This is a genomic window from Thioclava nitratireducens (assembly GCF_001940525.2).
Taxonomy (GTDB): Bacteria; Pseudomonadota; Alphaproteobacteria; order Rhodobacterales; family Rhodobacteraceae; genus Thioclava; species Thioclava nitratireducens.
Genome location: NZ_CP019437.1, coordinates 2,688,734 through 2,707,741, shown reverse-complemented (window position 1 = coordinate 2,707,741; position 19,008 = coordinate 2,688,734). Strand labels below are relative to the sequence as shown.

Here is a 19,008-nt window from a genome sequence, read left to right as displayed (position 1 = left end):
ACGCACCATGACACACGCCCCCGACACTTCACCGGCGCCGCTTTCGGCCGGAAACGAACACCCGTTGATCGATATCCCGTTTTCCGCGGTCATCGACGGACGGCGCTACGCAGGCGACGGTCTGTCGCTGACCGAGGCGCAGGTCTCGGGCCTGATAGACCGCCGGATCGACGGCACGGAAAAGATCGTCCACCTGATCTTCGACTTTCCCGGCTTTCAGGTGGCGCTCGTGCCGACCGCGCGGGTCATGGTGGAAGGCGACAATTCCAGCGTACTGGTCTTCACCGAGCCGACGGGCGATCACTCGCCGCAGCTGCGGCAAATCCTGAATGACTATATCTCGGGTGACCTGACCAGCTCCGGCGGGCTGATCCGCAGCGGATCGCTCGCGCAACCCAAGGGCGGCACCGGAGCGGCGCCGAAGCCCGGGTTCCGCAAGCGGCTGCGCAGCGCGTTCGGCACGCTCGTCGTGCTTGCCCTGAGCGTCGCGCTCATCGCGCTGGCCGTCAGCCTGATGCAGGCGCGTCTGTTCACGACCGATATCGCCGCCCCGGGCCGCGTGGTCGCGCAGGGCCAGACGATCCGGGCGACCGCCGACGGTCAGATCAGCTTCATCAACCCCGATGCCGGTCCGGGCGATGTGCTCTTCGCGCTCGACACGGTGGACGGGGAGACGCTTTCGATCGCCATGCCGAGCAAAGGCACCGTCCATCCGATTTCCGTGGCCGAGGGCAGCACCGTTCTTGCTGGCGAGCCGCTCTTCGAGATCTCCGCTCCGGATGCGCCGCTGGTCATCGAGGCGCGCCTGCCGCAGGAGCTTTTGTTCGAAGTGCAGCAGACCGGCGGCGTCAACGTGACCCTGCCTGACGGGACCGAATTCCGTGCGACCCTCGGCGACGGGTTCCGCGCGCCGGGTGCTGTCGGCTCCGACGGGCTGGTGCGCGCCAATCTCGTCCCATCGATCGACCTTTCGCCCGACGAGGCGGGGCAGGTCGCCGCGCTCAGCGTCAGCCGCGATGCCTTCGGGGTCGATTGGGGCAGCCTTTCCCGCGACGCGCTCGGAGAAGCGCGCGCCTTTACCCGTAGTATCAAAGCAATTGGAGACCAGTCATGAATAGTGTCGTTAATCCCGTAGTTCTGTCTGGAGGGATGGGGACCCGCTTGTGGCCGATGTCCCGCGTCGCCCAGCCCAAGCAATTCCAGTCCATCGACGGCAATGGCGGTCCGACGTTCCTGCAAAGCACCGTGGCGCGCCATCTCGATGACGATTTCGCTGACCCGTTGCTGGTCGCCGCCGCCTCCGAGGAGGGTCTTGTGCGCGATCAGCTCGCCGAGATCGGCGTCACCGGGCGCTTTCTGGGGGAGCCGATGGGCCGCAATACCGGCCCCGCGGTTCTCGCCGCTGCCCTGACGCTGGCGGAAGAGGATCCCGAGGCGCTGCTTCTGGTCCTGCCGTCCGATCACAAGATCGAAGGCGACATGAACACGGTGGTAAAGCAGATGCGCGAGGGCGCGCAGCAGGGCCGGATCGTGCTGTTCGGCGTGGTGCCGAAATATGCCGAGACCGGGTTCGGCTATATCTCCGGCGGCGCGCTGGTCGATGGCCAGGAAGGCCTCCACGAGGTCACCAGTTTCATCGAGAAGCCCGAATTGGAGAAAGCCCAACGGCTCGTCGCATCGGGCGACACGTTCTGGGCGTCGGGCATCAGCCTGATGCGCGCTGACGTCCTGATCGAGGAATTCGAGAAATACGACCCGGCGACGCTGGCCGCCGTTCTGGCCGCGCTCGACGGCGCGAAAAAGACCGAAACCGGCCTGTGCCTCGACGGCGCGCATTTCGCCGAGGCCGCGAACGAGCCGACCGAACGGCTGATCTTCGAACGCTCCGACCGCGTCGCCGTCGCTCCCGTCGAGGTCGACTGGGACGACGTGGGGGCCTGGACCGCGATCCATTCGATCAGCCCCAAGGGCGAAGACGGCAACGTTTCGACCGGACAGGCCCTGACCCTCGACTGCCGCAACTCGCTGATCCGCGCGGGCGACAAGCTGGTCACCGTGATCGGCATGGAGGACGTGATCGTCGTCGACACGCCCGACGCGCTCCTCGTGACCAATCACAGCAACGCCCAGAAGGTGAAAGACGCCGTCGCCGAGCTCAAGGCCCAGAACCGCAGCGAAGTGGCGCGCCATCCCGAGGTCGCAACCGAAGATATCGGGCAGGGCGGCGAGGCCTTCCCCGCCGTGTCGCGTCTCACCCTCGACGCGGGCGAGACCGCGACTTTCCGCGGGCCGACCCCGGGTGGAAAGCTGCTCGCTGTGTCGAGCGGTCGCGGCCACTGGAAGAACGGCGGGCCGACCCATGCCTGCAGCCAGGGTCATAGCATCAACGTAAGCCCCGGCTCGTCGGTCGAGGTCTGGAACACCGGCGACGGGGCGCTGAGCCTTTACGAAATCGACCTCTCGGAAGACGAGGCCGAAGAGACATCGAAGGGAACGCGCGATGCACGTGAGTGAACACCTGCGTTGCCTTGGCCTGTCCTGCGGGCTGGCGCTGGCGCTCACCGCGCCGGCGGCTGCTCAGCAGGCGGTCAGCGCGTCGGTGTCCAACGTGCGCCTGGCGCTGACCCAGCTTGCCGCCGGTGCCGGGGTCGAAATCGACACGGAGCTTCTGGGCGATACGCCGGGCGGCGGCTCGGCGATCTACCTCAACCAGGGCGATGTGACCTTGGCCATGCTCGACGACCTGCTGGCGGATTCCGGCCATCCCGATGCGCTGATCCGCAAGGATGACCGGTTTGTGGCCTCGATGCCCATCGTGGTGCTGAAAGGCGCGTCGCTTTCGCTGTCCGAGGGCGATCGGCTGGACCTTTCGCGTCGCGAGGGCAGCTACCTGATCTCTTTCGGCGCGCTCGACGTCGATCACGCCACCATCGCCGCGGGCCCCGACGTGCATCCCGATATTGCGGGGTTCCGTCCCTTTGTCGCAGCACTCGGACCGCAGAGCCTGTCGCTGAAAGATGCCACGCTGACCGGCCTCGGCTATGGCGACCGGGCCTATAGCGCCGGGCTGTTTCTCGGCGGGCGCGGGTTGCTCAGTTTCGGCAGCCCGGCCGCGATGACCGGGAACAGTTTCACTGATCTGCGCGGCGTCGTCCTGCAGGATCTCGACGGGGTGAACCTCACCGATACCGAGATTGCCGACGCGCGGGGCAGCGGCCTGATGCTGCGCGATATCGACGGGGGCACGATCACCGATCTGACCGTCCGCGATACCGGGGGCGAGCAGGCGCTGCACCTTTCGGGCGTCTCCGACATGCGGCTCGTCAATGTCGCGCTCGATGGCGGGCAGGGCAAGGGCATGCGCGTGGATGACAACAGCCGCGCGCTTCAGCTTCGCGATGTCGCCGTGCGGGGCTTCGACGGTTCCGGCGCGACGATGGCGCAAGGCGCGACCTGCGTTCTCTTCGACCGGATCGAGGTCTCGGGAAATAAAGGCGCCGGCTTCGCCGAGCGCGGTGCGGGCACGACGATCTTCAAAGAGAGCCGGTTTGCCGACAATAGAGGCCCCGGACTGATGATAGACCGCCAGCGCCCCGAAACGCGGGTGCTTATCACCGACAGCCGCTTTGCGGGCAACCGGATGGGCATCCGCGCGACCGGCCTTGCCGACCTGCGCCTGCATGACAACGATTTTACGGATCAGCGCCCCCGGCTTCTGTCGGGCGATCTCGACGCGCTGACGTCCGATTTCCTGCGCGCGAGCGCTGATGGCGGCGCGGGGGATCTCAGCGTCTCCGGCGTGCGCGCGCTCGATCCCGCACCTCTGCGCCGTGATGCCGCGCGCGCAGCTTTTGACACCTGTTCCGGAGAGGGCGCTACCTGATGGTCTTTTCATCCGAAACCTTTTTGTTTCTCTTCCTGCCTCTGGCGCTCACGCTCTATTATCTGACGCCGAGCCGCTGGAAGTCGCTGACGCTGCTCGCGGTCTCCTACGTGTTCTACGCGTGGTGGCGGGTGGATTTCCTGCTGCTGCTCGTCGGCACCACCGCCTGGACCTGGCTCACCGGCCGGGCGATCCGCCATGCCGCGAATGTGCGGATGGCGAAGATATGGACCGGCATCGGCGTCGCCGGCTGCCTCGCCGTTCTGGGTTTCTTCAAGTATTTCAATTTCTTCATCGACAGCCTGACCGCGCTGTTCGGGACCACGCCCGATGCCATCGGCGTGCATTGGCAGATCCTTCTGCCGATCGGCGTCTCGTTCTACGTGTTCCAGTCGGTGAGCTATATCGTCGATACCTATCGCGGCGATGCGCCCGATGACGTGCACCCGCTCGACTTTGCGGCCTTCATCGCGCTTTTCCCGCAGCTCATTGCCGGGCCGATCCTGCGCTACAAGGATCTCGCGCATCAGTTCCGGCACCGCACCCACTCGGTCGAGATGTTCTCGGACGGCATGATGCGCTTCTTCGTCGGTCTGGCGAAGAAGGTGCTGCTGGCCGATGCGGTGGCCCCGCTGGCCGATCTCGCCTTCTCGACGCCCGATCCGTCGCTGACGCTGTCATGGGGCGGGGCGATCGCCTACATGATGCAACTCTACTTCGACTTCTCGGGCTATTCCGACATGGCGATCGGGCTGGGCATGATGCTGGGCTTCCGCTTCATCGAGAATTTCGACACGCCCTATATCTCGCGCTCGATCACCGAGTTCTGGCGGCGCTGGCACATCTCGCTGTCGGTCTGGCTGCGCGACTATCTCTACATTCCGCTCGGCGGCAACCGCATCGGCCCGGCACGCACTTACGTCAACCTGATGACGGTGATGGTGCTGGGTGGCTTGTGGCACGGCGCGGCCTGGACCTTCGTGATCTGGGGCACCTGGCACGGCGGCTGGCTGATGTGGGAACGCTATTCCGGCTGGGTCAAGTCGCGCTCCACCGCGGCGCTGCTGCGCACGCTTCTGGTCGTGCTCATCGGCTGGGTGATCTTCCGCGCCACCTCGATCGTCGAGGCGGGACAGGTCTTCGCCGGCATGCTGGGGGCCAACGGGATCGGGCTGTCGCCGGATGCCGCCTTCGAGATCACCGGCGAAAGTGTCGCGGTGCTCGTCATCGCGATCGGCGTCGCCATCCTTGAGCCCTGGCTGGCCCGTATGGTCGAGGGCCCGCTCTCGCCGCGCCCTGACGGCACGCTGACCGCCACGAGCGCCATCGTGCCGCCGATGGCCGTCACCGTGCTGGCGACGCTGACCATCCTGAAGCTGGCCGAGCAAAGCTTTTCGCCCTTCCTCTATTTCCAATTCTGAAGGACCGGACCCATGCAGATGATGCTGAAAGCCATACGCACCAGCGTGCCGATCCTGTTCCTCGGCTACGCGCTGTTCGTGAACGTGGATATCTTCGAGAAGGGGCTGCCCGGAACGGTCAAGGGCGACTTCGTGAGCGGCAAGGCTGCGACGTCGCTCGGCGCGCTCTACGGAAAGGCGCAGCCGCACCGCAAGACCGCGGTCGGCCTGATCGGGGCTGCGCGCTACGAGCTGATCGGCGAAGGCCGTGACGGCGTGACGGCGGGCGATGACGGTTGGCTCTTCACTGATGAGGAATTCGACCGCGCCACGCCGTCCGAGATCAAGACCGCCGCCGGGGTCGTCGCCGACGTCAAGGCGCAGCTCAACGCGCTGGGGACCAAACTCGTCGTCGTGCCGGTGCCCGCGAAGATCGACATCTACCGCGACCACGGCGGCGAACAGGCGGGGCAGGCGATGGAGGACCAGTATCGCGCCTTCCGCGCGGCGCTGACCGATGAGGGCGTCACGACCGTCGATACCCGGCCCGCGCTGGCCGATGCCGGGCCCGATCCGGTCTTCCTGACGCGGGACACGCACTGGACCCCGCAGGGGGCTGCGAGGGTGGCCAAGGCCGTGGCGCAATCGGGCAAGATTTCCCATGGCGATACGGTGTTCAAGAAGGTCCCGGCGCGGCCCAAGGAATTCATGGGGGACCTGGTGTCCTTCGTCACCACCGACGATTTCGCGCCGAGCGTGGGGCTCGGCCCCGAGCGGGTGACGCCCTATGTCGCCGAAGAGAAAGGCGCGGAAAAGAAGGGCATCTTCGCCTCCGACGATGCGCCGATCGACACCGTTCTGGTCGGCACGAGCTACAGCGCCAACAAGTCCTGGAGCTTCGTGCCCGCCCTCAAGATCGCGCTGGGGCGCGACATCCTGAACCTCGCCGAGGAAGGCCGCGGCCCGATCGAACCGATGAACGCGTTCCTGTCCGAGCCGAAACTGGACGATGCGCCGCCCGCGCGGGTGATCTGGGAATTCCCGATCCGCTATCTCGGCGAGCCGAAATACATCGACGGAAAGGAGGCCGGAAATGCGTGATCCGCGTCTTGCGACGACCATGGCGGGCCTGCTCGCGGTCGTTTTGGCCGGACCGGTGTTCGGGCAGGCGGTGATCGACGACCGCGTCACCGAGACCGCCGACCTGCCGACTTGGAAGTTGCAGCACGACCGCAAGCGGATGCTGCACGACCAGCATCTCAGCTTTGCCGAGATGCGCGCGCTCGCGGATGCGGGCGACGGGCTGGCCGCGTTCCGCTATGCCAACCGGCTGATGGCGCTCGACGATCCGAGCGTCGTCGGAGACGCGGCGCTCTATTACGCCTCTGCGGTGTTCACCGGGCGCGACTACGCGTTGGGGCCGCTGATCCGCATCCTCGAGCGGCCCGATCTCGACGTCTCGGACAAGCGACTCCACCATCTCGAGAACGCGATCCGGACGTTGGCGGTGCAGGGCTACACCAAGGCGCGCGAGGCGCTGACGGGCTTTTACGAGTCCGGCAAGCCCTTCGGCTACCATCCCGAGCGTGCCCGCGACCTGCTGCTAGAGCTGGCCGAGTCCGGCGACGGCGCCGCCGCGATCCAGATCGGCTCCAAGGCCCTGCAGAACCCGGACCTCGTCGCGCCCGAACGTCTGCATTCCATCCTCACCCATGCCGCTTCGGACGCGGATGAACTGGGCACGCGCACGGCCGCAAAGTCGATCCTCGCGCAGCTCGACGCCCGTTCCGACGATACCGAGAAGGAAACGCAATGATACTCCGTTCACTCGCACTTGCCGCCGGGCTGCTGGCCGCCGGGACCGGATCGGCCTTGGCACAGCAGAAGTCGGCCTATGACTGCCACGGGCTCGCCACGGCGGATAACCTGCCGGTTCTCGAAGGCAGCGACGGCTTTTTCTACCGCCTCAACCTCAACATGCGCACCTATCACCCGCTCTCTGCGGCGGCCGCGAAAACCGTGGGCACGCTGTCGCGGGTGCTGGCCGAGAGGGGCACCAAGCTGATCTACGTGCCGATTCCGACCAAGAGCCTCGCGATGCCGGAGCACCTGCCGCCCGAAGCGGCGGATTACGGCTATGACAAAGCGCTCGCCCAGGCCGGGTACAAGGCGTTCCTGTCGCGGCTGGCCGACGCGAATGTCACCGCCATCGACACCGTCGCGGCGATGAATACCTTGCCGGACGATCGCCAGCCTTTCATCGGCCTCGATTTCCACTGGTCGCCGGACGGCGCGCATTCCGTGGCGAAGGCGATCGCCGACACGATTCACCAGACGCCATCGCTCGACGACATGAAAACGACCAAGATCGAGCTGACCTCGACGGGCACCAAGCCGGTCGAATCCGCGCTGCGGCGCCATATCCAGAAATTTTGCCGCGACGGCTTGCCGGTTCCGCGGACCGAACGGTTCAAGGCCACCGAAAAAGGCGGCGGCAGCGGCGACGCGGGCGATATCTTCGCGGCCGACAGCGCCGGTCCGCCGATCGCGCTGGTCGGCACCTCGATGTCCGCCGAGAAGATGTTCAGCTTCGAAGATGCTCTGTCCTACGAGACCCAGGCACAGGTCGCGAACTACTCGGTGACCGGCGGCAACCAGTTCGGCGCGATCACCTCCTACCTGCTGTCGGAGGATTTCCGCGAGAACAAGCCGCGCGTGCTGATCTGGGAAAACCCGATCTACAACAATCTCGGCGGGTTCGGCGAACGCCCCCTGCGCGAGTTGATCGCGGCGGCCGGCGCCGACTGTACGCCTCTCAAGACCGCCAATCCCGACCCGAACGTGCTGACCGCGGACCTGCCCGCCAACAGCTGGACGCCCGAGAGCTATCTCGGTGTCGATACCGGCCGGGCGAACGGTGTGCGCGCCACGCTCAAGTTCTCGAACGACGATGGCCTCACCGGCTCCACGACGATCCAGCGCTCCGAGCGCGTGGGGCCGACCCGTTGGTTTTACGAGTATGCGCGCCCGCTTTGGCGCAAGGACTACACCCATGTGCGCGTCGAACTCGACCAGCCGGCCGAGAAGGACGCCACGCTCTCCACATGTACCTTGAAAGGATCCCAGACATGATGAACAAGCGAACGCTTCTGCTTTCCCTCCCTGTCGCGCTGCTGACCGCGCTGCCCGCGGCCGCGCAGGATGAAGGGCTCTACCCCGAGCCGTCCTCGCCGGATGCCTCCTTCCTGCGCGTGATCGCGCCCGATGCGGATTCGGTGTCGATCGACGGTACGCGGCTCGAGACCTCGGATGCGGGCCTGACCCCCTATGTCGAGGTTTCTCCCGGCGACGTGGACCTCACCGTCGGCGACGAGGAACGCTCCGTCGAGGTGGGCGCCAGCACCCATTACACCATCCTGTCTTCGGTCAAGGACGAACCGATGATCAAGGACGACATAACCGAAAGCCCCGCGCAGGCGGATCTGCTGCTCTACAACCTGAGCGACATGAAGACTTTCGATCTCTATGCAACCGAGGCGAAAACGGCGGCACTGTCCGATGTAGCGCCCGGCACTGAAGGGGCAGTCGGCCTGAAGGCACCGCTGACCCTGACCTTCGAGCTGCGTCAGGACGGTGAGACGCTCTCGAGCCTCGATCCGCTGGAGCTGCGTCGCGGTACCGCGACCACGGTGATCGTCGGCGCCGATGGCGCGCTGACCGCCACCGACAGCACCTACGCGAACTGAAACTGACACGCCTCGTCCTGGAGAAGATCACCATGTCTCTGACACGCATCCTTTCCGCCATAGCATTGGGCCTGATTGCCCAGACCGGATCGGTCCATGCAAAACCGGTCTCGGTGCCGTTCGATCCTCCCCAGGTCGAGGCTGGCAGCGATACCTGCAGCCCCCGGCCTCCGCAGCACGTCCTGACCGAAAGGTGGAAGGACTATGACGGCGGGCCACTGGGCGACCGCGACGTTAGGCTCATCCGCCGCGACCTGCGGCTGCTGCGCCAGAACGACGCGAAACGCTGGTTCGACGTCATCGAGGCGGCGGACCAGCGCCTGCTCAAGTCCGGAGACGGCTACGACAAGACCAACCTTCTTCTGGACCGCATCGACCTTCTCGTTGCTGCGGGCCGGATGCAGGATCTCGCGGATGAAGGTCTGGTCAAGAGCCTGCTCGACATGGCGCCGGCCGGGTCGGCTTCGGTCAAACGCACGGCGGCGGAACTGCTCTATAACGGCACCGGTGTCGCGCGCGATCGCAAGCGGGCCATCGCGCTCTGGCGTCAGGCCGCCTATGCGGGCGACAGTAGCTCGCTGCTGCGCATGGTCGAGCTGTCATACAAGCAGAAGATCGACGACTGGAACATCGCGCCCAACGTGGCCGTGACCATGGCGCTCGGGAACCTGCTGGGCGATCTCGATCCGCTTCTGTGCGACCGCGTGAACCGCATTGCCGCGATCTTCCGCGACGGCGAGGTCGTCGCACCAGATCCGAAACTGGCCGAGGACTGGTACCGTTTCGCGGCCAGGCTGGGCGGGGCCAACGCCGCCTGGAACCTTGCCGAAATGAACCGCGAGGCGACCGAAGTCGACCGGGACAACGACCTGATGATGAAGAGCCTGCGTCAGGCGGCGGATTTCGATCTGCCCTACGCGATGCTGCGCCTCGGGGGCATCCTCGAACGCGGTGCCCTGACCGAGCGTGATCCCGAAGAAGCCCGCGCGCTTTACGAGGAGGCCGCCGGTTACGGCGACCCAACCGCGCGGATCCGTCTCGTGAACATCGCCCGCGCCCATAAGAACGAGCCCGGCGGGCGGGCGCGTCTTGCGGATGCGCTGGACCGGATGATCGACGCGCCGGGTACCCCCGCCTGGGCCTATGCACAGCGCGGCAATCTCGTCCTCGAACAGCAGGGGCGGTGGGCCGGCGAGGACCGTGCCGCCAAGCTCTATGCCGAGGCGCTGAAGATCGATCCGACGCTCTCGGCGGCCCGGATGCACCTTGCGGAGATCAAGATCCGCGATGCCGACGGCGAGCAGGACCTGCTCAACATCGTCTCGGAGCTGCGTGACGCGGTCTATATCGACGGCAAGACTGAACCGATGCAGGATCTCCAGGCCATTTTCCAGTGCCGGTCGCGAGATGCCCCGATCCTCTCGGAGTCGAAATACTGGACGAAGATGGAAGAATTCGCCGGCGACTCGACGGTCGAACTCACTCCGAGCCAACTCGACGCGGTGAACCCCCAAGACGATCCGCTGACGGTGGCCCGGCTGCAATCGCAGGCGATCAACATGCGCGCGCGGTCGCTGGCCAATTTCCATGACGTGAACCCCGAAGGCGCGGGCGACAAGATGCGTCGGATGACAGAGGCCTCGGGTGGCGCGCTCTACACGGCCGAAGCGAAACTCGCGCTCAATCGCGGCCATGTCGGCGCCGCCGAGGATTTTCTGGCGCAGGCCATCGACGCGGGAGAGACGGGGGCGAAGACGCTCTACCTCTCCGTGCTGGGAAGCCGCACCGAACTCGACAAGACCCAGCGTGAACGGATGATCTCGCTTGCCCGCGACCTTGCGAAGAACGGCAACGGCACCGCGATCGGGGTTCTGATCGATCACGGTATCATGGATTCCGACACGGCATGGCGAACCTATCGCGACGCCATCGCGCGAAACGGGGACGTGAAGGCCATGCTCTTCGCGCTGCCCTATCTCAAGAAGGCCGGCGATGTCGCGACCTACCGGGCCCGCATTCGCAGCACCATCGACTGCACGACGTCCATGGCGCTCGACTATGCACATGTCCTGCGCAAGATCGACGCCAAGGATGGGGCGCATCATTGGCTCAAGATCGCGAGCGCGGTTTCCGAAGGCGACGGGTGGGAAGACGTGGCCGTTGCCGACGCCCTGCGCGAAATGGGGTCGACCGAGGACGACAAGGCGCGCGCGATGAAGCTTTACCGCGCTGCCGCAGACCGTGGCTATCCCCTTGCGCTGCGCCGGCTTCTGTCGCTGCGCCAGGACGGCAAGATCGAGATGAGCACCGAGAAGACGGCTGCGATGACGGTCCGCCTGCTGAAGATCGCGGCGCCCAAGGACATCGCCGATATCTTCAATTTCCTCGAATATTCGGACCCGAAAGTGCGCGAGATCGTTAACGCGAAGGTAGATCGCCGTGCCCTTTACGCCGAGGCCGCAAAGAAGGGGAATGCCGCGGCACAGCTCGAACTGGCCCGGATCGTGCGCGAAAGCGACGCACCCGACGACACGGCAGAGCGCTACGCCTCGCTGCTGCAAAGCGCGGCAGACGGGGGCAACGCCGACGCGATGTATCTGTTGTCGCAGGCCTATGCCTACGGGGTTGGCGTCGACCAATCCATGGAGCGGTCGCGGAAACTGCTTCTCGCCGCCGCCCGTGCGGGCAACGAAACGGCCGCCGCCACGGCGCGCCTCATTCAGTAACGCGAGACACGAAAGAAGAGTCATGAAACGATTTCTTATCATCGGGGCGCTCGTCGCTGCCTTGCCGGCGCCCGCCCTCTGGGCGCAGGACGCAAGCGACGTCACCTGCATGAACGTGCCAGAGCCTGTCGTCTCTCTCGACTATGGCAGCCGCTACACGGACGACAGCAAGGACCGTTCGGACATCGACAAAGCCTCGAACGCGGCGGTGAACGAGGCGCTGGGACCGATCGACGATTTCATCGTGGATCTCACAGGCAAGGCCAACAAGGCCGCCAAGGGCGGGGACGGCGCCGAGGACGCCGCCGCCTGCGTGGTGGACGCGCTTAACGTCTGGGCGAAAGCTGATGCGCTCAGCGATCTTCAGAGCATGAACGCCAATCTCTCCTCCCCGTCGCGCTTCGGCGCGATGGCGCTGGCCTATCTTCAGGCTGAATCCGCCACGGAGGTCGATCCCGACAAGGCGAAAACGATCGAGGACTGGCTGAAGGCGCGGGCGCGTCACACTGCCAAGTGGTTCGACACCGAAGCGCCTGACATGGCGAGTCAGAACAACCTGCGCGCCTGGGCAGGGCTCGCCGCAGCGGCCGTCGGCAATGCTGCGGGCGACGATTACCTCAAGGCCTGGGCCAATACGAGCTTCGCGCTCGTCGCCTGTCAGGCCGACGAGGACGGCGCGCTGAAATGGGAGATGGAGCGCGGTCCCCGCGCGCTGCACTATCAGCTTCACGCCGTCGCCCCGCTCGTAGTCGGCGCGGCGCTTCTGCAAGGTGATGGCTATCCGACCTTCGACATGTGCGACGGCGCGATCCATCGCGCGGTCAAATTCATCCCGGCCGCCTTCGACAACCTCGACATGGTCGCCGAGAAGGCCGGCGAGGAGCAGACCTTCGCCACCGGCGACGAAAAGCTGAAAAGCTTCGAACTGGCTTGGGCCGATGCGTATCTGTCGCTCTTTGACGCGCCGGAAATCGCTTCCTTCGTCGAGGAGTATCGCCCCCTCAGCAATTCCAAGCTCGGCGGTGAACAATCCGCCCTGTGGTAAGCAAGGCGAAGCCGAAGCGAAGGGTCCGCCCTGATGTCCGGACGGGCAGGGCGGACCTCACCGGAGCTTAGCTCCACATCTGTCGCATCGACGCTGCGACGTCGATGGGGGCGGGGGAAGGGCGTTGGGCCGCCCCGCCATGTTGCACCGGCGACCAGTGAACGGACTCGAAATGGTGCAGGATTTCCCGCGGGATGAACCGCGTCCGCATCGCATAGACATGCCGGTCGCCGTTGCGGGTCTGTTGCGTGACGTAGAACCGCAGCGGTAGCCCCAGGGTCAACTGATCCTTCGCCCGCGTCATCGCGACGTAGAGCAGCCGCCGCTCCTCCTCCAATTCGTGGCTCGAACCGGTCCCGAGGTCTGACGGCATGCAGCCGTCGACGGCGTTCAGCAGATGGACCGATTTCCATTCCTGCCCCTTGGCCGAGTGGATGGTCGACAGGATCAGGTAATCCTCGTCCTTGAGTGGCGCGCCCGCCTGATCGCTGGTGGCGTCGGGCGGATCGAGCGTGAGATCGGTCAGGAACGCCTCGGCTGAAGGGTAGCCGGTCGCGATCTGTTCGAGTTGCAGCAGATCGGCGCGCCGGGCCTCGGCATCCTCGTGCAGCCGGTCGAGATGCGGGTCGTACCATGCGCGGGCAAGGCCAAGTGCTGCGGGCCATGCGGCCTGCGTGCTCATGGCCTCGACAAAGCCTTCCCAGTCCGCTCCGGCGCGGGCTGGCGGCGCGACATCGGCAAGCGCTGCGCGGGGATCGGGGGCGAGGTCGAGCGCGTCCAGAATGCGCCCCGCCGCCTTGGGCCCGATGCCCGGCATCAGTTGCAGCACCCGGAACCCAGCCACCCGGTCGCGCGGATTGCGCGCCAGCCGCAGGAACGACAGCAGGTCTTTCACATGCGCGCTGTCGAGGAACTTGAGCCCGCCGAATTTCACGTAAGGCACATTGCGCCGCGTCAGCTCGGCCTCGATCTGCACCGAGTGGCTGGAAGTGCGGAACAGCACCGCCTGCTCCTTGAGCTTCATGCCGGTCTCGCGGTTCTCGAGAATACGATCGACCATGAAACGCGCCTGCTCGGTCTCCGTCTGGACGGTCACCAGCTGAGGTTTCGGCCCCGAAGCGCGCTCGGTCCAGAGATCCTTGGTGAACCGCTCTTTCGCGAGGCCGATGACCGCGTTGGCTGCGGCGAGGATCGGCTGGGTCGAACGGTAGTTGCGGTCGAGCGTGATGACATCGGCGCGTTGGTCGAAACTGTCGGGAAAATCGAGGATGTTGCGCACGGTGGCGGCCCGGAAGGCATAGATCGACTGGGCGTCATCTCCGACCACGGTCAAGCCGCGCCCGTCCGGTTTCAGCGCCTTCAGGATACGCGCCTGCAGACGGTTGGTGTCCTGATACTCGTCGATCAGAACGTGGTCCCAGGCCCCGCCGATATGCGCGGCAAACCCCGGATCCGCCATGACCTGCGCCCAGGCCAGCAGCAGGTCGTCGTAATCGAGCACGTTCTGTGCCTGCTTGGCCTGCACGTAAGCGCCGAAGAGTTGCTTCAGCTCCTCCTGCCACTGCGCGCACCACGGAAAGCTGTCGCGCAGCACCTCGCCCAGCGGCGTTTCGGCATTCACCGTGCGGGAATAGATCGCAAGGCAGGTGCCCTTGGCGGGAAAGCGGCTTTCGGTTTTCGAAAAGCCCAGCCCGTGACGGCAGAGATTCATCAGATCGGAGCTGTCTTCGCGGTCATGGATCGAGAACTCCGGGTGAAGCCCGATCGACAGCGCATGCTCGCGCAGGATCCGCGCGCCGATGCCGTGGAACGTCCCGGCCCATGTCAGGGCCTCGGCGGCGACAGATGTGCCCATGGCCTGCGCGGTGATCCGTTCCACCCGACGCGTCAGCTCGGTCGCGGCGCGGCGCGAGAAGGTCATCAGCAGGATGCGTCGCGGATCGGCGCCGTTGACCAGCAGATGCGCGACCCGGTGGGCGAGCGTATTGGTCTTGCCCGACCCGGCCCCCGCGATCACCAGAAGCGGCGGCGAGAGCGCCTCGCCGCCGACGCCGAATTCCACCGCGGCCCGCTGGTTGTCGTTCAGCTTGTCGAGATAGCCTGCCTCTGGCATTCTCTGTCCCCCGTTCCGGTCCGTGGAGGAAAGTTAACGGAATGGGAACGAAATGAGAACTCGAAATGTTCGCCTTTCGTGCCGAGCTTGCACGGTGGGCTATCAGCCGCCGACTGAACGCGCGCGGCGCCGGATCACCTGCACCAGCGACATCACGATCAGCCCCGCAGCTGCGATCATGAAAGCCGCGGCGAGCGGGCGCTCGAGAAAGACCATCGGGTCGCCGCGGGCGATGAGCAGGGCGCGGCGCAGGTTGGTCTCGATCAGCGGGCCCAGCACGAAGCCCAGCAGCAGAAGCGCCGGGTTGAACCGGGCCAGCGAGAGCGCGTAGCCCACCAACCCGATCGCGGCGACGGCGAACATGTCGAAGCTAGATCCGCGCACCGAATAGACGCCGAGGCAGACGAAAATCAGGATCGCCGGATAGAGCCAGCGGAACGGGATACGCAGCATCGACACCCAGATGCCGATCAGCGGCAGGTTCAGGATCAGGAGCAGCAGGTTGCCGATGCCGAAGCTCGCGATCAGGCCCCAGAACATGTCGGGCCTTGCATCGAGCATCAGTGGGCCGGGCTGCACGCCGTGAATGACCAGCGCGCCCAACATCAGCGCCATGATCGGATCGCCCGGGATGCCAAGCGCGAGCGTGGGGACGAAGGCGCTGATCGCGGCGGCGTTGTTGGCGGCCTCGGGCCCCGCGATCCCCTCGATCGCGCCGGTGCCGAACTGCTCGGGTCGGCGTGAAATCCGGCGTTCCGCAGCATAGGCGAGGAAGGAGGAGATCGTCGAACCGGTGCCGGGCAGCGCGCCGAAGAAGCTGCCGAGGCTGGCGCCGCGCAGGGCGGGGAAGGGGATGCGGCGCAGCTCTGCCCGGCTGGGCAACAGCTCGCGCAGCGCGACGCGGGGCGGCACGCCGGTACGCTCGGCGACGTGGATATTGGCGATCACCTCGGCCACCCCGAACAGGCCCATTGCGAGCGCCACGAGGTTGACGCCGTCCATCAGCTCGGTCTGGCCGAAGGTGAAACGTTGAACGCCGGAATTCACATCGGTGCCGATGCAGCCGAGGATCAGCCCCAGCACCACCATCGCCAGCCCCTTGGCGGGGTATTTCGCCCCCACCGTCGAGGCGGCGACGAGGCCGAGGATCATCATCGCGGCATATTCCGCCGCACCGAAGGCGATCGCTGCCCGCGCCAGCGCGCCCGACAGCAGGATCAACACGACGATCCCGATCATCGAGCCGGAGAAGCTGGAGATCATCGAGGTGAAGAGCGCCACGCCCGCGCGGCCGCTCTGGGCCAGCGGATAGCCGTCGAGCGTTGTCACCGCCGATTGTGGAGTCCCGGGCAGGCGTAGCAGGATCGAGGCTACCGCGCCGCCATATTGCGAGCCGTAATAGACCCCGGCCAGCATCACCAGCGCCGCCTCGGGCGACAGGTAATAGGTGATCGGCAGCAGCAGCGAGATCGTCGCCATCGCGCCGATCCCGGGCAGGACGCCCACGAAGGTTCCGAGGAGCACGCCGAAGACGCAATAGATCAGCACGTCGGGTTGCGCCGCGACGCTCAGCCCGTGAAGGAACCCGTCCCAACCGCTCATAGCCAGATGCCTCTCATCGTCCCGGCCAGAGCGGGACGGTCATTTTCAATCCAAAGGAGAACACCGCGACCGACAGGAGCGTGACGACGATCGCGAGCGCGATGCGCCAGCCGATCCGGCGGTCGGGAGCGGCCAGCGTCGCGATCAGTACGCTGGCTAACGTCACCGGCACCAGCCCCACGCGGTCGAGGCCCGCGGCAAAGACGAGGATCGCCGCCAGCACCGCGAGACATTCCTTCCACGCGATGCGGATCGCCTCACCACGCCGGGCGAGGGCGGGTAGGGCGATCATCACCCCCAAGACCGCCAGCACGCCGCCAAGAAGCGCCGGGAAGAACCCCGGTCCCATCCGGCGCAGCGAGCCGATCTCGTAGTGATCCACCGCGTAGAGGGTGACGAAGAGGCCGATGGCGGCCAGAAGGACGCCACCCGCCAAATCAGGAATGTCGCGCTTCATCGATCAGTTCTTCGCGTCGATCCGGTCGAGCACCGCGCCCCAGACCTTGGTGTCTTCGGCGATGCGCTGTTTCAGATCCTCGGGCGAGCCGCCAGCCGCCTGCCAGCCCATGTCCAGCAGCCGCTTCTGCACGGCGTCATCCGCGAGGATCGCGTTGATATCGGTGTTGAGCGTGTCGATGATCGCAGGATCCGTCCCAGCGGGGGCGATGAAGGCGTTCCACAGCTCGGCGCGGAAATCGTCGGGCAGACCGGCCTGACCCGCCATGACCGGGACGCCCGGGGCCTGCGCGAACGGCTTCTCGGAGGTGATGCCGAGGATCTTCAGCTTGCCCGCCTCGACATATTGCATCGCAGCCGAGGGCGCCATGAAGCCGCAATCGATTTCGTGCGCGATGATCGCGGTGGTGACCTCGGCATAGGAGGTGAAGGGGATATGCAGCATCTCGACGCCGGCGCGGTCGGAGAACAGCTCTGCCGTCAGATGCGCGCCCGAGCCCTTGCCGACCGAGCCGTAGGCCAGCGCCTCGGGCTCTTTCCCGGCGGCTTTCACGAAGCCCGCGAGATCGTCGGCGGGGAAATCGGCAGCCACGACAAGCACCAGCGGCGAGGTCGCGATCAGCGTGACCGGCGCGATATCCTTGGCGACGTCATAGCCGAGATTCGGCGTCAGGCGCGGTGCGGTGGTCAGCGGGCCGTTGATCGTGGTGGCGAAGGTGTTCTTCTGATCCTGCGCGTTCAGCATCTGCTGGATGCCGATCACGCCGCCCGCGCCGGGCTTGTTCTCGATCACGATGGGCTGGCCCAGCTTGTCGGCCAGTGGCTCGGTCACGATCCGTGCCAGCAGGTCGGGCGAAGAGCCCGCGGGGAAGCCCACGAATACGTGCTGCGGCTGGCTCGGCCAGTCGGCATTCTGCGCCAGAGCGGGCTTGCAAAGCGAAACAGCGGCAGCGCCCAAAAGGGCCGCGCGACGCGAAATGATCATGGTAGAGCCTCCCGGAGTCATATTTGGCAAAAATGCCCGTAATCGCGCGCAAGATTGCGGAATGTTCTGGGCTTGGCAAGGCGTTACCGGAAATTGGTCGGCATCGGCGCAGCTGCTACTCCGCCGCCAGCCGCAACAGTTCGTCGCGCAGTCTGAGCGCGAGTGGCGACAGCGGGCGCCGCTTGAGGCAGAGCAGGTAATAGGGCGACACGCTTAGCTGATGGTGCATCCGCAGGATCTTGAAGCTCGCATTCACCGGCGCGCGGATCAGCAGTTGCGCGACCTCTTCCGAGACCGAGGCGACCGCGTCGCTCTGCGCGAGATAGGCGATGGTGAACAGAAGCGAGGGGCTGTTCACGCAATCGCGCGGCTCGGACAGGCCGAGCGCGGCGAAAGCCTCGAAGGTGGCCTCCCGGATCGGCGCGCCGCGCTGCTGCATGATCCATTCATACTCGCCCAGCTCGGTCATCGTCACGATGGGCGCGCGGGCCAGCGGGTGATCGGAGCGCACGAGGAAGACGACCTTCTCGTCGCGCATCGGCGTGATGTCGAACAGTGCGCTGTCGAATTCGGGCAGAACCCGGGCGAGGATGAAATCCATCTCCCCCGCCGCGAGATAGCCCAGAAGATCGCGCGAAGGCAGAACCTCCACGGAGATGTCGGTCTCGGGCGAGGCGCGCTTGATCGCGCGGATCGCGGGCACGAGATAGCCCACCGCCGGGCCGGTCACCGCGCCGATCCGCACCCGCCCTGCGTGGCCGTGGCGCAGCGCCTCGATGTCGGAGCTCATGCTCTCCAGTTCGCGCAGAACCGCGCGGGCGCGGCGCAGGACGGTGAGCCCGATCTCGGTCGGCTCCATCCCGGTGGGCAGACGGTTGAAGAGGGGGGCGCCGACGCGGCGCTCCACCTCGGCCAGCATCCGCGACGCGGCCGGCTGGGTCATCGCGCAGCTTTCGGCGGCGAGTTGCAACTGGCCGGATTCAGCGACGGCGCGGATCAGGCGCAGCTGCGCCGGTTTCAACATCAGGTGGGAAAGTGACATATCAATATTG

At 65.9% G+C, this 19,008-nt stretch carries 15 protein-coding genes; 10 read left to right on the top strand and 5 right to left on the bottom strand.

Annotated elements, in window-relative coordinates; genetic code table 11:
* Nucleotides 1–7 precede the first annotated feature (7 nt).
* Genes BMG03_RS12830 through BMG03_RS12785 form a run of 10 tightly spaced genes read left to right on the top strand, consistent with a single transcriptional unit; the run spans nt 8 to nt 12,800 of the window.
* On the top strand, nt 8–1,114 hold the full coding sequence (locus BMG03_RS12830) for an HlyD family efflux transporter periplasmic adaptor subunit (protein ID WP_077701258.1): 1,107 nt from the start codon (nt 8–10) through the stop codon (nt 1,112–1,114).
* The gene (locus BMG03_RS12825) at nt 1,111–2,514 is read left to right on the top strand and encodes a mannose-1-phosphate guanylyltransferase (RefSeq protein WP_077701257.1); all 1,404 of its coding nucleotides are present in this window, start codon (nt 1,111–1,113) and stop codon (nt 2,512–2,514) included. The genes BMG03_RS12830 and BMG03_RS12825 overlap by 4 nt, the downstream gene beginning before the upstream one ends.
* Nucleotides 2,501–3,883, top strand: coding sequence for a right-handed parallel beta-helix repeat-containing protein (locus BMG03_RS12820; protein ID WP_075777054.1), 1,383 nt, complete (start codon nt 2,501–2,503; stop codon nt 3,881–3,883). Before BMG03_RS12825 ends, BMG03_RS12820 begins: the two co-directional genes overlap by 14 nt.
* Nucleotides 3,883–5,304 carry an MBOAT family O-acyltransferase gene (locus tag BMG03_RS12815; protein ID WP_075777055.1) on the top strand — a complete coding sequence of 474 codons (1,422 nt, stop codon included), beginning with the start codon at nt 3,883–3,885 and terminating at the stop codon, nt 5,302–5,304. Before BMG03_RS12820 ends, BMG03_RS12815 begins: the two co-directional genes overlap by 1 nt.
* Before the next feature lie 12 nt (nt 5,305–5,316).
* Nucleotides 5,317–6,384: an alginate O-acetyltransferase AlgX-related protein gene (locus tag BMG03_RS12810; protein WP_075777056.1), complete on the top strand. Its 1,068-nt coding sequence runs from the start codon at nt 5,317–5,319 to the stop codon at nt 6,382–6,384.
* Entirely contained in the window at nt 6,377–7,099 is a 723-nt protein-coding gene (locus tag BMG03_RS12805; RefSeq protein WP_075777057.1) for a hypothetical protein, read from the top strand. Before BMG03_RS12810 ends, BMG03_RS12805 begins: the two co-directional genes overlap by 8 nt.
* Nucleotides 7,096–8,415, top strand: coding sequence for an alginate O-acetyltransferase AlgX-related protein (locus BMG03_RS12800; RefSeq protein WP_075777058.1), 1,320 nt, complete (start codon nt 7,096–7,098; stop codon nt 8,413–8,415). Before BMG03_RS12805 ends, BMG03_RS12800 begins: the two co-directional genes overlap by 4 nt.
* On the top strand, nt 8,412–9,029 hold the full coding sequence (locus BMG03_RS12795; protein WP_075777059.1) for an alginate O-acetyltransferase AlgF: 618 nt from the start codon (nt 8,412–8,414) through the stop codon (nt 9,027–9,029). The genes BMG03_RS12800 and BMG03_RS12795 overlap by 4 nt, the downstream gene beginning before the upstream one ends.
* A 32-nt stretch (nt 9,030–9,061) precedes the next feature.
* On the top strand, nt 9,062–11,755 hold the full coding sequence (locus BMG03_RS12790; protein ID WP_075777060.1) for a tetratricopeptide repeat protein: 2,694 nt from the start codon (nt 9,062–9,064) through the stop codon (nt 11,753–11,755).
* 22 nt (nt 11,756–11,777) lie between these two features.
* Nucleotides 11,778–12,800: an alginate lyase family protein gene (locus BMG03_RS12785; protein ID WP_075777061.1), complete on the top strand. Its 1,023-nt coding sequence runs from the start codon at nt 11,778–11,780 to the stop codon at nt 12,798–12,800.
* A gap of 67 nt (nt 12,801–12,867) precedes the next feature.
* Here the strand turns inward: BMG03_RS12785 and BMG03_RS12780 are convergent, their stop codons facing one another.
* From BMG03_RS12780 to BMG03_RS12760, 5 genes are all read right to left on the bottom strand, one after another.
* A complete protein-coding gene (locus tag BMG03_RS12780; RefSeq protein WP_075777062.1) occupies nt 12,868–14,913 on the bottom strand; it encodes an ATP-dependent helicase in 2,046 nt (681 codons plus the stop codon).
* Between the two features lie 102 nt (nt 14,914–15,015).
* Nucleotides 15,016–16,515 carry a tripartite tricarboxylate transporter permease gene (locus tag BMG03_RS12775; protein ID WP_075777063.1) on the bottom strand — a complete coding sequence of 500 codons (1,500 nt, stop codon included), beginning with the start codon at nt 16,513–16,515 and terminating at the stop codon, nt 15,016–15,018.
* Between the two features lie 13 nt (nt 16,516–16,528).
* On the bottom strand, nt 16,529–16,972 hold the full coding sequence (locus BMG03_RS12770; RefSeq protein WP_075777064.1) for a tripartite tricarboxylate transporter TctB family protein: 444 nt from the start codon (nt 16,970–16,972) through the stop codon (nt 16,529–16,531).
* A 3-nt stretch (nt 16,973–16,975) separates the two neighbouring features.
* Complete coding sequence (locus tag BMG03_RS12765; RefSeq protein WP_075777065.1) at nt 16,976–17,956, bottom strand: Bug family tripartite tricarboxylate transporter substrate binding protein; 981 nt, start codon at nt 17,954–17,956, stop codon at nt 16,976–16,978.
* A gap of 115 nt (nt 17,957–18,071) precedes the next feature.
* Complete coding sequence (locus tag BMG03_RS12760; RefSeq protein ID WP_075777066.1) at nt 18,072–18,998, bottom strand: LysR family transcriptional regulator; 927 nt, start codon at nt 18,996–18,998, stop codon at nt 18,072–18,074.
* Between the last annotated feature and the right edge of the window lie 10 nt (nt 18,999–19,008).

Bases quoted from the DNA above. Each gene is read 5' to 3' on its own strand.
- BMG03_RS12830 (WP_077701258.1), top strand. From the start codon at position 8: ATGACACACGCCCCCGACACTTCACCGGCGCCGCTTTCGGCCGGAAAC.
- BMG03_RS12825 (WP_077701257.1), top strand. From the start codon at position 1,111: ATGAATAGTGTCGTTAATCCCGTAGTTCTGTCTGGAGGGATGGGGACC.
- BMG03_RS12820 (WP_075777054.1), top strand. From the start codon at position 2,501: ATGCACGTGAGTGAACACCTGCGTTGCCTTGGCCTGTCCTGCGGGCTG.
- BMG03_RS12815 (WP_075777055.1), top strand. From the start codon at position 3,883: ATGGTCTTTTCATCCGAAACCTTTTTGTTTCTCTTCCTGCCTCTGGCG.
- BMG03_RS12810 (WP_075777056.1), top strand. From the start codon at position 5,317: ATGCAGATGATGCTGAAAGCCATACGCACCAGCGTGCCGATCCTGTTC.
- BMG03_RS12805 (WP_075777057.1), top strand. From the start codon at position 6,377: ATGCGTGATCCGCGTCTTGCGACGACCATGGCGGGCCTGCTCGCGGTC.
- BMG03_RS12800 (WP_075777058.1), top strand. From the start codon at position 7,096: ATGATACTCCGTTCACTCGCACTTGCCGCCGGGCTGCTGGCCGCCGGG.
- BMG03_RS12795 (WP_075777059.1), top strand. From the start codon at position 8,412: ATGATGAACAAGCGAACGCTTCTGCTTTCCCTCCCTGTCGCGCTGCTG.
- BMG03_RS12790 (WP_075777060.1), top strand. From the start codon at position 9,062: ATGTCTCTGACACGCATCCTTTCCGCCATAGCATTGGGCCTGATTGCC.
- BMG03_RS12785 (WP_075777061.1), top strand. From the start codon at position 11,778: ATGAAACGATTTCTTATCATCGGGGCGCTCGTCGCTGCCTTGCCGGCG.
- BMG03_RS12780 (WP_075777062.1), bottom strand. From the start codon at position 14,913: ATGCCAGAGGCAGGCTATCTCGACAAGCTGAACGACAACCAGCGGGCC.
- BMG03_RS12775 (WP_075777063.1), bottom strand. From the start codon at position 16,515: ATGAGCGGTTGGGACGGGTTCCTTCACGGGCTGAGCGTCGCGGCGCAA.
- BMG03_RS12770 (WP_075777064.1), bottom strand. From the start codon at position 16,972: ATGAAGCGCGACATTCCTGATTTGGCGGGTGGCGTCCTTCTGGCCGCC.
- BMG03_RS12765 (WP_075777065.1), bottom strand. From the start codon at position 17,956: ATGATCATTTCGCGTCGCGCGGCCCTTTTGGGCGCTGCCGCTGTTTCG.
- BMG03_RS12760 (WP_075777066.1), bottom strand. From the start codon at position 18,998: ATGTCACTTTCCCACCTGATGTTGAAACCGGCGCAGCTGCGCCTGATC.